Raw genomic sequence first — 14,518 nt, forward strand, 5'->3', positions numbered from 1 at the left:
GCTCGGATAGCGCAGCTTGCTGCGATCATACCGGGCGCGGTTCTCGTTCGTCCACATCAGGCCGCTCCTGCGAATCGGGCCGCCGCTATGGAATCACAAGTGACTCCAAAGATTCAAGGTGTTCCCGGATGGACACTTAAGATAAGCAGCCGCTAAAAAAAGCCGTTCCCGTTTGCATCGACAGATCGGAACCTCCCTCCGCATGCCCCGGAGGTGCCCGTGCCAGATCTCGATATTGCCGCCGTCTCAGAATGGATCGCAGGATTTGGTCCGCCGGGCGCGTCACTTGACGCGGGCGACCTTCGGGCACTGGATCCACCGGATGATCCCGACCTTCTCGCCCTCGAAGCCGATGACGCCTGTGAAAGCGCCGTGCAGGCGTTCGGAGCAGGACTGGATCGCGCGCTCGATTACGACCCGCAACGCCTGTCAACCACACTGCGCGCCGAAGAGACGAGGCCGCTCCTCGCCGGGGTGATCGCGCGCCTCAGCCTGGCACGCCAGGCGCGCGTCATCGACTGGATCGTCCAGTCGGGCCTGCCCAATGGAACGGGACTGGTCAGGTCCCTCACCCGCCCCGGCGACGACGGCACCGGCGATGTGATTCGCGCAGGCATGGCCGAACTCTACCGCCAACGGTTGCTGGCCCGGATTTTCTCGAAAGGCAGGCTCGCCACCCTGCTCGATGCCTGCCGCATTTCCCAGGAGGAGCTTCAATGATCACCAACATATCCCAGATCGCACGACCGCTCCGGATCGCCCTGCTAACGACAGTTGCCCTATTTACCGTGAGTGGCCCGGTGATCGCCGCAACGGGCAGCACCGCAACATCGCAGGCCAACTCCGGCAGTACGACGGGGTGCGCCGATCTTGCACAGGCCGCATCTGACGGCGTCGCTTCCGCAATCGCGGCCAACGCGCAGATCGTGAAGGCACCCCAGTCGGTGACCCAACTATCGTGTCTGTCGTCCTTTCTTCAGGGCAAGGGGCTCGATGTCATCACCAATTTGCTCAACCCCGCCGACTTGCTGAACTCCATTGAGGGCCAGATCTGCCAGGCGGCACAAAGCGCCTATAGCAACGCCATCGGTAGCGCCCAGTGCGGCATCACGCTCACGGGGTTCAACCTCGGGGGCTTCGGGATCTCAGGCTTCGGGAATTTCTGCCCGCAGCTGAGCCTGGGCGGCGGTGGCCCCGACTGGGCGAGCATCGGCGGCAGCCTCAGCAGCGGCCAATCCAGCCTGTACATGAACGGAACGCCGATCACGCCATCGGGCTATCCTAACCCGGCGTCCTCACCATGAGGACCAAAATGCGCGTTGCACTACTCGCTGCGGGCGCCACCGGCCTGCTTCTCGGCGTCACGGTCCTGACCCCGCCTCGGGCGGAGGCATTCGGGTTCGGCGACATTCTCGCGCTGATCCAGGCGGTCAATGCGGTTGGTTCGAAAGTCGCCGCTATGCAGTCCGCGATCGATGGCAAACTTCAGACGGTCCAGACTTATATCAACAACCAACTGGGCGACGGCTTCACCCAGATCTCCAATTACATCAAAGGACAAACCGCCGCTCAGGCCAAGATCATGAATGCGGCCGACCAGGCCAACGCTATCGTCAACCAGGAAGCCGCCAGCGCCAAAATCGTCGAACAGCACGTGGTCAATCCGCAGACCTGCGACAGCCTGACCAATGGCCAGTCCGTCGTGGCCGCCGGCGACCAGACCAACGCGGTCGCCAAAGTCATCGCCAACATCCAGAACGCCCGCGGCGAGGGGCAACCGGGAACGCCGAGCTACAACGGCCTTGCCCAGGGCGTCGGTGCGATGAACAAGCTCCACTACTCCCAATATTGCTCGCCCAACGATCAGGCGGCCGGTCTCTGCTCCGTCAGCACCGATCCCGATGGCGACGAGGTCGCCACCTCGCTCCTGGGTCAATCGACCCTCGATGGGCAGGCGGGACTGAACGCCGCCAACAATTATGCGACGGTTCTGCTCCAGCCGGTCGCCCCCGCCCCGCTGCGCGGCAGCCAGCTTGCCGGAAACGCAGGTCAGACCGACGTCCTCTACCGGCGCCAGTACAATGCGCAGGAGAGCCTCGCCCGCCAGGTCGCCACCCAGGTCATCGCCGATCGAACCCCGACCGTGACCCTCACCACCGCGCAGCAGGCAGAACTGGCCGCCGAAGGTAAGTCCGTAGTCACGACCGCCAGCTGGCTCGAAGCCCTCCAGCTCGATGTCAACCGCAGGGAATCCAATCTCCAGTGGCGCGAAAATCTGGTCAACGAGCCGCCGGCTACCGTCCAACGCGAGATCGCCGTCGAGATGGCGGAAAACAACTACATCGACCTCGCCCGGTTTCGGCTGGATCAGCAGCGCGCCCTGCTCGAAGCGGCACGGCTGGCCGATACCGCCCAGTATCACCTCCCCCTCCCCGCCTCCACGCCGATCCCCGTCGTGAGCAATTCCAACTGAGGTTCCATGAGCATGAGCGAAACACCCGCACCGCAAGACCCTCGACAGCGCGATCAACCCGCCATGTCCACCCGATGGACCCGCGCCCCGATCGTCCAGCCGAATTCCCCCGCGTTCAAACATCTGACCGAAGATCTTGGTCTCTCCCCCGCGATCGTCGAGGCCGCCACCAAAGGCGACGCCTTGCGCGAGGGACCGGGCGGCAACGCCTGGTATCCGCATCGGGACGCCAATGGCGGGATCACCGGCGTCTCGACCGATAGCAAGGATCTCCCGCACGCCATGCTGCGTGGCAGCCAGAAGGCACTCTTCCGCCTCGCGGGCGGCGACTCTCCGACCCGGATCGTGTTCACCGAACAACCCGCCGAAGCCCTCGCCATCGCCCAGATCGAAAAGCTGCGACCCGATACGCTCTACGTCGCCAGCGCCGGATCGCTCTCCGCCGGATCGAGTGAGGCCCTCGCCGAGGAACTCAAGAAAATCGCGGAGCTTCCCGGTGCCGAACTCGGGATCGCCACCAATCGTGGCAACCAGGGCGAAACCACGGCGCAATATGTCGCGAAGGTCGCCGAGACGGCGGGCGTCCAGACGGTGCGTTACGCACCCACGGACAAGAGCTTCACATGGACCGCCTATCTGAAAGCCAATCCTGAAGCCGCGAGCCTGCCGGAAGCCACATCCGCCGCATCGAACGCCAGTATGGCGAACAAGGTGGCCGGAGAGACGACACAGCCAGCCCCGGCAAAAATCCCGGATCCGTCCTTGGAGATTCTCCAGAAGCTCAAGCAGATCGCCGAAACATCAAACGCCCCCGAGATGAAGGATACCCTGCCTCAAATCCAGGCTCTGCTGGATGCGGGACAGGCCAATCCGTCTCAAATGCGCGAGCCAAGTTTCCAGATGAAGATCGGCTGGGCGCTAATGGATGTGGAAAAACACACCGGTCAGCACCTCGCTCTGCCAGAGGATCAGCGGGCCGCAATCAAAGCCGCCGGGGAAACCATGCCAGGCCTCGATAACCACGACGTCCGCGCCGCGCTGGTCGCTACCAAAAGCGTCCGGGATCAGCAATTAGTGGACAGAATTCGCGATTTTGCGAGTTTTGTCACGGCGCAGCCCTATCCACAGATGACACCGGACATCAACGCAAAGACAGCTGAGTTCAACAAAAGTATCACCGCATCCATCGCCCAGATCGGCGAGATCGAGGCGCAGCGTCAAACCGACCGGTCGGCTGCCGCCATCGCCGCGCAGTCGAAGCAGCACGCAGACGCAGCCGAAGGTCAGCGGACCCAAAGAGCCGAGACGAAGATCGAAAAGAACGCCTCAGCTGCATCCGAAGCACAGAACGTCAAGGAAGCTCCGGTGGTCCAATCGGGTGGCGGCTTAAATGTACCGCTCCGCCAGCCGAGCAATTTCCTCGAACGCCTAAACGGCATTGCCCTCGCCTGGCACGAGCGGTTTCAGGGCGAGGGATCGATCCACCGCAAGCTCCTCGCCCAGCAAGCCGAGGAAATGCGCGCGCGCGGGGAAACGCCACCGCCCATGCCCCCAATCCCGCCGGCACCGAACTTCACCGCGCCGCGCGAGCCAGCGACAACATCTGCTCCGTCTCCGAAACCAGCCGGGGACAGCGCCCAGCCCGCAGCGGCCACGCCATCGGCACCGCCCTCGAGCCCGGCGGAAGGGACCGCAACCCCAAAACGATCAGCCTTCCAGCAATATACCCACGATATCATCTTCGGTAGCAATAAGCCTGAAGAAGCGGGCTTGGCCCGAGCCGACGCCCCGGCAGCCTGGCCGAAAACCCCCGACACCGGACTCACCGGTACGATCGGCACGTTAAGTGCCGATTCATCCCGGAGCCGGATCGGACCGGCCATCGACCGGGCATCGGTCTCAGGAAAGGAGGCGGCCGCCGCCATGAGTGACCTGCTGACGGGACCAGCACGGGAGATCATGGGTAAGATCACCGCAGCGGCCCGCGCGGAGGGCAATGATGTCGCCACCGTCATCGCCGAGATGAAGCCGGATGGTAAATACGCGGGCCTCCGGCAGGAGTTCGACAAAGCCGTACAGGAAAACCCCGCCCTCAGCGCGGCGATCGATACCGCCGTTACCAAGCTGAACGCCTATGGCGAAGACCGTGCCAGGGTCGATACCGCCTACCGGAAATTCGACCTCGATCCGAAAGAAGCCGAAGCAAAGTTCAAAGATCAGGATCAGACCCTGGCCGAAGCCGCCCGCGCCTTTCCGGGAGACAAGCCAGGGAAATCCCTGATCGAAAGCCTCAGCGAGGTCGCACGGGATGCCGTCCGCAATATGATCGCATTGGTTCGTCAGGCCTTCGGCATGGACCCCGGCGCGATGCCGCAGCCGCAACAGGACAGGGACAGCAGCCCCGGCATGGGGATGTGACCGTGAAGACCGTCGGACGCATCGCTCTGCCCCTGCTCCTCCTCTCGATCGTGCTGATCGCGACGGCCCATGCTGCGGGAGCCGCGCCGCAAGGCCAGATCGGATGGGGCGATCTGACGCCCGGCACAGATTGGTCGAACAGTATACTTCATCAGCTCTTCCCGTCGTCGGGCAGTACCGCCACGCCGGGTCTCGGCGGCGAACAATCGGTCATCGGCATCATGCTCGGTGATCTCAACGGGCTGGTGATGCTGATCGCAACGGCCTTCGTCGCCTATTCGACCATCGTCGAAATCCATCGCGGCGCGGAGACCGGTCGGGTGCTGTCCGAAAAGACATCGTCTTGGTCGCCGGTCCGCATGGGCTTCGCGGCGATCATGATGATCCCGCTCGCCAGCGGATTCTCCGTCGGGCAGGAGTCCGTCATGACGGCCGCGGGTTGGGGTATCGGCGGGGCAGACTACCTCTATAATCAGGCGGTAGATGCGATCGGCCCTCAGGGTTTGCCGATCACCACCCCGCACATCCCCAATGTCGAGCCGCTCGTGGCCGACCTGATCGACTCCGATGTCTGCCGCGACCTGATCAATGACGCCGCGGACAATCCCCAGGAAATCCCCCCGCCGGCCGCGATCTCCGGAGGCAGTGGATCGAGCAATTACATCGTCCTCAACTTCAACGCCGCCAGCAACACCGTCGGCAGCAATCCCACCTGCGGTGCCTATCGGATCAACACCGGTGTGGGCGCCAAGCCCATCGACGGGCAAGCGGTCAACATGGATCAAGCTGACCTTGCGGATATCCAGTATGTTCTCAATTCCACGATCGACCCCGCCGCACAGACGGCCGCGGACACCTGGTGGTCGAGCCGGGAAGACAGCGCCTTCACCCCACTCTGGTTCACCTATGTCAACGCATCGAACCAGCTCACCTCAATGCTCACCCAGTCCGCGACCAGCGAGATCCAGACGCTCGGCGCAGCGCAGGGAACTCATGGCAACCTCGACACCGTAGAACAGCAGATGGAAGACCTCGGCTGGGCAGGAGCGGGGGCCTATTTCTGGAAGATCGCCCAGATCAACGGTGATACGACCTCGCTCACAGGGATCAATCTCGCGACCCCGTCAAAGCCCAGCTTCTCCGGACTCGGCCCTTCGATCCGATCGGATATCGCCCCGGCGATGATCGCCACCACAGAATTCATGCAGGAGGTCAAGGAAAACGCCGCAACCAATGATAGCGCCCATCCGCCCAGCGGCATTGGCAGCAAAGCCGGATCGACCAAAAACGGAACAATGAAGTTCGTCTTCAGCCGGCTGGCGTTCAATCAAGACCTCTTGAACAGCCTGTCCTCCGATCTTTCCCCGGTCAGCGGTGGTGTGTGGCAGGATCCCTTCGCCACCATGGCAAAACTCGGCTCGAAAATGGTCGGCGCATCAGAGACCGCCCTGGTTACCGTCGGTGCCCTCCGTGCCGCCTCGGCCAAAGGATTGTGGGCGCGGTTGTTCCGCATCACCCCCGAAGGTGGGGTTCTCGCGGCTGCCGCAAAGGTAGTCGACGGCGGTGTGCTCGGGAGCTTCATCTTCGTGCTCTGCATGGCGCTCCTCGTGCCCGGACTGATCCTCGCCTTCGTCATGCCGATGATCCCGCTGACCATGTGGATCGCCGGCGTGGGCGGCTGGTTCATCCTCGTCGTCGAGGCAATCATCGCCATGCCGCTCTGGATGCTCGCCCACATGACCTATCAGGGCGACGGATTCCACGGGCGCGCGGGTTATGGCTATTCGATGATGTTCAACGTGCTGTTCAGGCCGGTGCTGATGCTGTTCGGCCTGATGCTCGGGTACTGGTTGTTCTCGGTCATGTCCTGGCTGGTCTTCGAAACCTTCAACCTCGCGAGCGATTTTGTCCTGCAACAAGGCTATGTCGTGACCAACACGCTCGGCGTCGTCGTCCTGCTCGCCATGGTGGTCACAATCGAGATGACGCTCGCGGTCATGTCCTTCAAACTGATCTCCCAATTCCCCTACCAGGTCATGAAATGGGCCGGTCTCGAGGCAGGCAGCCGGGTGAATATGGAAGACTTCGCCCTCGAAACCACCACCCAGGGATCACGCGCCGTCGTCGGCGAAATCAATCGCAACTATGTCGGCACCGTTGCCTCACTGGCAGCCGGAGAGGGTCTCTCCGGCGCTGTAAGCCGCCGTCTCGGGAACCGGCCATCTAATGGTGGAAATTCCGGTCCAAAAGGGATACAAGGACCCGACAAGACACTTGACGCAGGAACGGATGTGACACCACCTGCGGAATGAGAGAGCCAATCGAGGTCATAAGGAGACCGATCATGGGCGACTACGGTAGCAATGCTGCGCTCGGCTTCATCGAAGGAAGCATCATCGGAGAGGGCGCCAATCAGGTCGCCCGCGCCTGGCGGCAGGGGCGCGCGCGTCGCCTCCAGCAGGAGGAAGATGATGCCGAATACATCAACCTCTACAACAGTCTTGTCGCCGAACGGAACCACGGGATCGATCTCCAGATCAAAATCTACGAACTCGACAGCATGATCGCGAGGCAGGACGCCGAACTCGCCAAACGTGACCACGAGATCGCCAAGCGGGACCATGAGATCGCTCTGCGTGACCATGAGATCGCCAAGCGGGACCACGACATCGCCCTCCTGACCGAGAAACTCCACGAAACCGAAAGGAATCTGGCGGGCATAGAGCGGAGCTGGAACGCCATCGATAAAATGCGGTCAAACCTTTACTACGCATTCAAGCATTATCGGCGCCTCCTCAAGATCAATGAGAAAGGCGGCGATGCCTATGATTTCGCGTGGGATAATACATGGAGCCCCGACCACGTTCCGCCCGATCAACGTAGCGAGTAGAAAAACGAGAACGACCTTCCCGTTTGCATCCCCTGAACCGAATGATGGCTCTCCCTTACCGGAGAGCCATCATGCGTTTATCAACCAGCGCCATCGCCCTCACCGCCGCTATCGCCCTCGCAGGCTGCGCCTCAGGCGGTAACGTCAAATCCGCCGACGATTACTCCTCACCGCCGGCACCCCACGTCTACCACCCCTACTTCAACCCCTGGATGCCCTACGGCAGCGCCCACGCCACCTGGGAACCGCCGGTCGCCAACCGGATGGGAACCATTGTCAAGCCGACCGAACCCGCCGTAACCCTCACCCGACCAGATTACGAAGCCGCGCCCTGGGCGATCGGCGCCCAGCCCTCCCCCTACGGCGGCCCGGCAGGAACCTTTTGAGCGGAGGAGAGGCACGGAAACCCCTGCCCGTGGAGCGGGTTACCATCGCCAACGCGACCCTGCTCCGCGCCGATTGCCGCGATGTGCTCGATCACATCGGACCGGTCGACGTCATCCTCACCGATCCGGTCTGGCCGAACTGCCCCACCGGCCTCATCCCGGGCAGCGAAGACCCCTACGGACTCTGGCGCGACACGATGAACGTCCTGCCCCGGATCCGTCGCCTGATCACGGTCCTCCGTTGCGATTGCGATCCGCGATTTCTCGCCACCGTGCCGGACAGGCTCCCCTTCTTCCGCTCCATTCAACTGCCCTTCGTCATGCCGCTCTATATCGGTCGCGGCCTCGGCGGTGACGAGCTCGCCCACTGGTTCGGCGCGCCCGTCGCGCGCGGCAAGGGCCGCAACCTCGTGCCCGGCCGTGGCCCCCTCGTCCAGCCGGTCCACCGGCCGCCCAACGGGCATCCGTGCAGCCGCGCCCAGCGGCATTTCGACTGGCTCGTCGACTGGACCTCCGACCCCGGCGAAACCGTATGCGATCCGTTCCTCGGCTCAGGAACCACCGGCGTCGCCTGCGCCGCGATCGGCCGCCGCTTCATCGGTATCGAAATCGATCCGCGCTATTTCGATATCGCGTGCCAGCGGATCGAACAGGCCCACAGCCAGGGTACACTCACCCTGGACCAGGTGACTGGTGACGATTGAAATTCTACGATCGGCAGTGGCCGCCTATCTCTCGTGCGGCCACCAGCTCCCCTCGAGACGGACGAACTCATCGACCGATCCAAGTCGGCGGACCCGGATCTGCCAGTTGTTGAAGGCATTGGCGAAGGCCGCCACATAGATGCACAGGATCACCGCCAGAAACGCGACCATCCGGATCGTCGAGGCCATCATCGCGCCGCCGCAGATCACCTCGTAAGCCCAGAACGCCAGCAGCCCCGAACCCAGACCGAGATAGATCTTCGTGTTGCGCGCGGTCAGGATCTGACGGTTCGCCATCCGCCGCTCGATCTCATAGGTTTTCACACCCGCATCGAACGCCATCGCTTCGAGGTCGAATGTCCCGTCTTCCCGCAGCCTGATCTTCCGGCGCTGCGCCCGCCTGACACGGATCTCCTCGCGCAACGCGCCGATCGTCTTCCAGCCCTTGCGGATCTCGCGGTTCGGAAACACGCCTCCAGGGCCGATCAGGAACCGCGCGCCCCGCCGAAACAAGCCCCGCGCTTCATTTGGCTCCCCGTCCGGATCATCATCGCGCTCGTTACGACCGCTCCCGTTATACGCCATCGCGCTCTCCACGATTCCACCGGATCATAAATGTCCCCGTGCCAAGGTCACTCATTCCCAGGACCGCGCATGGTGTCTCGATGATCGGTAGCCGACTCCGTTGTCGCAGTTTCGACAGGCACAGCCGCCAGCCCAAACCCGCTGATTTCCGCAGGGGGCTTCAGTCGACGCGCACGCGGCGGATCACTGATCCCCGGCAGTTCCATCTGCCCGCTGCCGGTCGCCGCACGCTTGCCCGGCGCAAGAGCCTTGCCAGTCCGGCGTGGCTTCATCAGGAGGGCTTCCGGATCGAGGCAACGAAGCTGCCCAGATCAGATGGCAAGCCGTTGCTGCGTCCCACGCCTCCGTTCGTTTCGTGCCACAGCAGGGTCGGCGTCCCTTTGAGGTCGATCGCCCGCGCCAGCGACATATTGTATGCGAGCTTCGCCGACGCGCCAGGCGATGCCTGCTCCCCGGCCAGTCCCCGGTCGATCCAGTCCGCCGCCATCTGCCGGGCCGGCTGGCTCAGCATGATCTTCGCCTTGGGCGTACTCATGCCATTGTCCTCGTAATCGAGGATTGACAGCGGAACCACCGAGACCCGCAGCTTGCCGGCCGCCACCTCGGGCATCAGCCGACGCATCGCCGCAATCGAATAGGAACAGAGCGGATCCATCAGCATCCAGACCCGCGGCGCTCCGGCTTTCCCGATCGTCCCATGATCCGACATCGCCAGCGCTTGGAACAGTGTGCCCTTCGGCAGACCGCCCGGCAGTGGCACCGGCGCCGTCTGCCCGGTCGGTGCCGCTTTCCCGGTCGACGCAGCCCCGACGCGATACGCGACATGGCGTGTCACCGGGCGGTTACCTACATTGCCGATTTTCACCTGCGGTACGAGATCGGGAACCCGACGAACCTGCCGTAACGTGACATTCCCACCCGCTGCATTCCACATTACACCGGCGACCGCTGCCTTGCCGTCCGGGGTGACATAGAAAACCTGGAAATATCGGCCGTTCCGCGCGAACACCCCGCGCATCCCATGCTGCGTGCCCAGAGCATAGAGTTTGGCGCCATGGGATGCGAGACGGGTCAGCACGGGCGACGCCGCGATCGCGGTCGCATCGATCGGCTTCAACGGCAAGGTCGCCGGCCCCTCGAAGGAAGGATGGGCAGTGGACGCCGCATGGGCTGGTATCGTCGCCGGCGGATGTTGTACCGGGGCGGGCGGTATGGCGGTCGGTGACGCAGAAGCGGGGAGTGATGGGGTCGATGACGCAGGAGCGGCGACGTCGGCAGGTGCAGGTCTTCCCTCTCCCGCGGCCGCCGCGAGAGTCGCGGCAGACAGCGCCGCATGTGGCGTGTTGCCGGGCGGCAGTATCGGTCGGGGCAAGGTCATCTCACCAAAAACACCAGCCCCCCGCCCCTTCCCCGTTCGCGTTTTGACGATCTGCGTCGGCAGGACCGCGCAGTGCGGTCCTGCCGACGCCATCGCCGCCCATGGCGCTCCCGTCAGTGCCGTCGTCAGAATCAGTCCCATCGCCCGTCGCATCTGCATCCTCGCGTCCTCCTGCGGATGCGGCACTCTCCCCGCGCGCGATGCAAACGAGCAGCGGCGGAGAATGGTTCGCGTATCACGATGCCGTGATATTCGGTGCTCAGGTTATCCGGGTTGATCGGGGGTCAATCGAGCTGATCGAAGATCGCGCGCAGGACTTGCCTGCCCATCTCCCGATCGACTTCAACCGGATCACCCGAGCCGCGGTGGCAGCGGTGCAGGACGAGCGGCGCGTCGCCCAGCGCCGCCCGCATCAGGGGATGAAGGCGTTCCTTGCGTTCCATATAGCGGTAATCGTCATACCCCATCGTCTCGACGATCACCGTTGCCGTCGCCCCGTTCGCCTTCCGCGCCTTGGTCACGAAATCAGGGATCAGCGGCGGACCCGCTGGCGTGTCACCCTCCCCCGCCCCGGATGGTGCGCTTGTGCCATCGGCGGCGGATGATGCCCCGATATCGAACTGCGGCTTGCTGATCGACATCAGGATGTTGCGCACCTTGAGCAACCAGGTCTGGACCGACATCAGGCGGCGGGCGGTCCGGCGCTCATAATCGCTGTCCACGAGCAGCAGATGGCCCGCCGACAGAACCGGATGCGCGTAGACCCGCAGGAGTGCCGCCGGCGCGTCCGGCGCGGGCCGTGCCACCAACCCCGCCACGAGATAGGGCGGGCGGCGTTCGTCTGTGGTCTGGAACCGCCCATGCCCTTCCCGCTCCCCGAACACGGCAATCCGCCCGATCACCTCGATGCACCGATCGCCGGCGAGGGTGACGGTGCCCTCGCTCACCGCGTGCGCGATGCCGATCAGCAGACCGTGGGGTCGGGAGCCCGGAAAACTCTCCACCGGAGCCGCCTCGATGCGCCGGCGGAACTCCTCGTAATGCGGCGTGAAGGTCTCGAGCCAGGATCCGACCCGCACCTTGCCGGCGAGGATCGTCGTCCGCGCGGCACCGCGCAGCAGCCGATACTGCTCCGGGACACCGATCGGAAGCCGCGAGGGTTGGATTTTGGTCAAACCGGCATCGTCCATCAGACGCATCAGCAGGCGGGCCAGCGGCGGGCGCTCCTCCGCATGGCTGAAACCCGAGGTCACCGCGCGAACGGGTCGATCGTCGTCGCCAAATCCGCGGATCATCGGTCGCTCATGATCGGAGCGACGGTAGCTCCTGGTGACATCCCGCTGTTCCTCCGGATCGCGGAAAAAATCGCAATCCGCCGCGTGCGCCGGCCAGGTGCCATGGACGTGACGCCGTAGATGCGTCTCCGCCACCGGCACCAGCGCCGGGGGATTGGCGCCGTCGATGAGGGAGGCGACGCAGTCGCAGAGGATCCAGTGGCCGGAACCATCCAGCTGCCAGCGGCGGACCACGCTCGAAGCCGCAGGTCGCGCCGTGGGGTCAGCATAGCGGCCGAATGCACGGCGCAGGAGACGTTCCTCCTCCGCCGTCAGCGGTATCGCCGGCTCTACTTGCCCTTTCGGTGCCACGAACAGCATCTGACGATTTTACTCCCGCGCCGGCAGCGTCCCACGATAACCGCATTCACGAAGATGGTCACAGAAAATCGGGTCAAGGATGCCCTCGCCGTGGGCGAACTGATGCAGGTGCAGATCACCGCCCCAGTTGATCTCGAGCAGCACCGGCCCCCGGTCAGTCAGGGCAACGTCCCAGGACTGAGTGCGAATACCCGGAAAGAGTGGGGCGACCGTCATGACGAGTTCACGCAGCGCGGACCACTCCGGGATTGCCATGCCCTCGATCGGCGCGCCGGTTTCGGGATGAAATGGATCCCGCCGGAGATCCTGCGCGGTCCCCGTGACGACCCGGAACACCTGCCCTGACGTCAGTTCGATCGCACCCAGACGGTTGCCTGGCCGCCAGTAATTGTCAGCGACGTTGCCGGAGAGCGGGACCTTGAGCGCGGCGCGGTGGAGGACCGGACCCGCCCGGGTCAGCAGGACGAGGACACGGACACTGCATAGCCGACCGCCGGACATCGAGGCGATCAACGTCGGTGGTTGGAGCGCCCGCTGGATCAAATACCCGCCCGGATGCGCCATGATCCGCTCGGCGGCATCGGAAACCGGCGACGTTGCGCCCGTCACCGACTGGATCATGTCCGTCGCAGGATCGACTACCACCGCGTTGATCACGCCCACGCTAAAAACGCCATCGATGGGCTTCGCCACCAGCGGATAGGAGAGGGGCGAGCGGAGCAGGTGGAGGAGATCTTCGGGAGAACGGATCGCGAGCTTGCCATCGAGCCTGCGATGCGGATGGACCACAGCCAACGTCTGCGGCAGCGCCTCCACCCCGGCCGCCTCGAGCAGCGCGGTCGAGAGGATCTTGTCGTCGGCGATCGCCTTCCAGGCGATATCGCAGCAGGCCGCATGAAACCGTCCCTGCCCCGACAGCCCGACGAAACGCTGAAGGTCACCCCGTCCGAAGAGCGGATCCCAGAGTCGATGGCTGAAAAATTCCGCAGGCGACAGGCCGCCCGGCCCACGATTGAGCCGAGCCGCGACGAACATCAGCCTGACCAGCGACGTAACGCTGGGGGCTGCTGCCCGCATCGCAGTCTGAAAATCCACCTTAGGCAGTCGCCCGAGAGCCGGCGCTCCGACTTCGGTAGACAGAGCCGCCAGTCGAACTTCTCGATCGTTCATCTGCATCACGCCCTCCTGATTATCAGGGCAGGACCGTTATCGCCGATCGATGAAAATCGGAATCATTACCTCGGACCGAACCACCACCTGATTCCTTACGGATGACGTCGTCCAAAGTACTGTTGCGATGGCCCGATTCCGTTCGCAGGCATAAGTCCGGGAGAAAGCCGCGATCGCGAGATGATGAGCCGCGAAACCAGGGAACGACGGCCCAACGGGACTGCCACCAGACAGATCGGCCTCGTGGCTCAGCCACGTTTCGAGAACCGGTCATATGCGGTGATCCGCTGCACCGGTGGGTCCCTGCCCGCGCCCAGGATCGTGGATTTCAGATAGGCGATCTCAGCGGCCTGCTTCGATCAGCCCCGATCTGACATCGCTATGGAGCATGGTGTCGCTTCGGGGTCCTGACCGAATTGGCATATTGTTGATTTCTGGTAGGAGGAAGCGCGTCAATGGACCATGGCAAAGCAAAAGGAGACATTTCAGGGTGACGAAGGCATTTATCGCAGAGACCCTCCAGAAGTCAGCCGAGCTCAACGGCGTGACCGCGAACAAGGTCGCAGGCACTCTGATCGACGCGATCGTGGCGGAGATGAAAAAGAGCGGTAAATTCACGCTGCCGGGTTTCGGGACCTTCACGGTGCGGAAGACCAAGGCACGTAAAGGCGTCAACCCGCGTCTGGGCACACCGATCAAAATCAAGGCCGGCAAGACGGTCCGGTTCAAGGCGTCGCCGACGTTGAAGAAAGAAATGTGATCGGGGTGAAAAACCGAGTGCCTCGCCGGTCAATTTGCCGGGCTGACGAGGCAGAATAATCGTCAACCAGGCGGTGCTCCTTCGGAATACCGAATTTCC

Annotated in this window: 13 protein-coding genes; 9 read left to right on the forward strand and 4 right to left on the reverse strand. The window is 63.5% G+C overall.

Annotated elements, in window-relative coordinates; all coding sequences use genetic code 11:
• Positions 1–219 precede the first annotated feature (219 nt).
• From AruPA_RS16710 to AruPA_RS16745, 8 genes are all read left to right on the forward strand, one after another.
• Complete coding sequence (locus AruPA_RS16710; protein ID WP_265637919.1) at positions 220–720, forward strand: hypothetical protein; 501 nt, start codon at positions 220–222, stop codon at positions 718–720.
• Complete coding sequence (locus AruPA_RS16715; RefSeq protein ID WP_265637920.1) at positions 717–1,304, forward strand: hypothetical protein; 588 nt, start codon at positions 717–719, stop codon at positions 1,302–1,304. Before AruPA_RS16710 ends, AruPA_RS16715 begins: the two co-directional genes overlap by 4 nt.
• 8 nt (positions 1,305–1,312) lie before the next feature.
• Positions 1,313–2,473: a hypothetical protein gene (locus AruPA_RS16720; protein ID WP_265637921.1), complete on the forward strand. Its 1,161-nt coding sequence runs from the start codon at positions 1,313–1,315 to the stop codon at positions 2,471–2,473.
• 12 nt (positions 2,474–2,485) lie between these two features.
• A complete protein-coding gene (locus AruPA_RS16725) occupies positions 2,486–4,891 on the forward strand; it encodes a DUF3991 domain-containing protein (RefSeq protein WP_265637922.1) in 2,406 nt (801 codons plus the stop codon).
• 2 nt (positions 4,892–4,893) lie between these two features.
• A complete protein-coding gene (locus AruPA_RS16730; RefSeq protein WP_265637923.1) occupies positions 4,894–7,203 on the forward strand; it encodes a DotA/TraY family protein in 2,310 nt (769 codons plus the stop codon).
• Between the two features lie 32 nt (positions 7,204–7,235).
• Positions 7,236–7,781, forward strand: coding sequence for a hypothetical protein (locus AruPA_RS16735; RefSeq protein WP_265637924.1), 546 nt, complete (start codon positions 7,236–7,238; stop codon positions 7,779–7,781).
• Positions 7,782–7,852: 71 nt separating this feature from the next.
• The gene (locus AruPA_RS16740) at positions 7,853–8,167 is read left to right on the forward strand and encodes a hypothetical protein (RefSeq protein WP_265637925.1); all 315 of its coding nucleotides are present in this window, start codon (positions 7,853–7,855) and stop codon (positions 8,165–8,167) included.
• Positions 8,168–8,196: 29 nt separating this feature from the next.
• Entirely contained in the window at positions 8,197–8,871 is a 675-nt protein-coding gene (locus AruPA_RS16745; RefSeq protein ID WP_265637926.1) for a DNA methyltransferase, read from the forward strand.
• A 24-nt stretch (positions 8,872–8,895) separates the two neighbouring features.
• On the opposite strand, the gene AruPA_RS16750 is transcribed toward AruPA_RS16745, so the two are convergent.
• The 4 genes from AruPA_RS16750 to AruPA_RS16765 form a co-directional block, all read right to left on the reverse strand.
• Positions 8,896–9,456: a hypothetical protein gene (locus AruPA_RS16750; RefSeq protein ID WP_265637927.1), complete on the reverse strand. Its 561-nt coding sequence runs from the start codon at positions 9,454–9,456 to the stop codon at positions 8,896–8,898.
• A 271-nt stretch (positions 9,457–9,727) separates the two neighbouring features.
• Positions 9,728–10,579 (reverse strand): hypothetical protein, encoded by an 852-nt coding sequence (locus AruPA_RS16755; RefSeq protein WP_265637928.1) that lies wholly within the window; start codon positions 10,577–10,579, stop codon positions 9,728–9,730.
• A gap of 539 nt (positions 10,580–11,118) precedes the next feature.
• On the reverse strand, positions 11,119–12,489 hold the full coding sequence (locus AruPA_RS16760; RefSeq protein WP_265637929.1) for a hypothetical protein: 1,371 nt from the start codon (positions 12,487–12,489) through the stop codon (positions 11,119–11,121).
• Positions 12,490–12,498: 9 nt separating this feature from the next.
• Positions 12,499–13,665: a sugar-transfer associated ATP-grasp domain-containing protein gene (locus AruPA_RS16765; protein ID WP_265637930.1), complete on the reverse strand. Its 1,167-nt coding sequence runs from the start codon at positions 13,663–13,665 to the stop codon at positions 12,499–12,501.
• A gap of 484 nt (positions 13,666–14,149) precedes the next feature.
• Between AruPA_RS16765 and AruPA_RS16770 the strand changes: the two genes are divergently transcribed.
• Positions 14,150–14,419: an HU family DNA-binding protein gene (locus tag AruPA_RS16770; RefSeq protein ID WP_265637931.1), complete on the forward strand. Its 270-nt coding sequence runs from the start codon at positions 14,150–14,152 to the stop codon at positions 14,417–14,419.
• Positions 14,420–14,518: the final 99 nt, after the last annotated feature.

It is taken from the genome of Acidiphilium sp. PA, assembly GCF_026191915.1.
GTDB lineage: Bacteria > Pseudomonadota > Alphaproteobacteria > Acetobacterales > Acetobacteraceae > Acidiphilium.

Bases quoted from the DNA above. Each gene is read 5' to 3' on its own strand.
- AruPA_RS16750 (WP_265637927.1), bottom strand. From the start codon at position 9,456: ATGGCGTATAACGGGAGCGGTCGTAACGAGCGCGATGATGATCCGGAC.
- AruPA_RS16765 (WP_265637930.1), bottom strand. From the start codon at position 13,665: ATGCAGATGAACGATCGAGAAGTTCGACTGGCGGCTCTGTCTACCGAA.
- AruPA_RS16725 (WP_265637922.1), top strand. From the start codon at position 2,486: ATGAGCGAAACACCCGCACCGCAAGACCCTCGACAGCGCGATCAACCC.
- AruPA_RS16760 (WP_265637929.1), bottom strand. From the start codon at position 12,489: ATGCTGTTCGTGGCACCGAAAGGGCAAGTAGAGCCGGCGATACCGCTG.
- AruPA_RS16740 (WP_265637925.1), top strand. From the start codon at position 7,853: ATGCGTTTATCAACCAGCGCCATCGCCCTCACCGCCGCTATCGCCCTC.
- AruPA_RS16715 (WP_265637920.1), top strand. From the start codon at position 717: ATGATCACCAACATATCCCAGATCGCACGACCGCTCCGGATCGCCCTG.
- AruPA_RS16735 (WP_265637924.1), top strand. From the start codon at position 7,236: ATGGGCGACTACGGTAGCAATGCTGCGCTCGGCTTCATCGAAGGAAGC.
- AruPA_RS16720 (WP_265637921.1), top strand. From the start codon at position 1,313: ATGCGCGTTGCACTACTCGCTGCGGGCGCCACCGGCCTGCTTCTCGGC.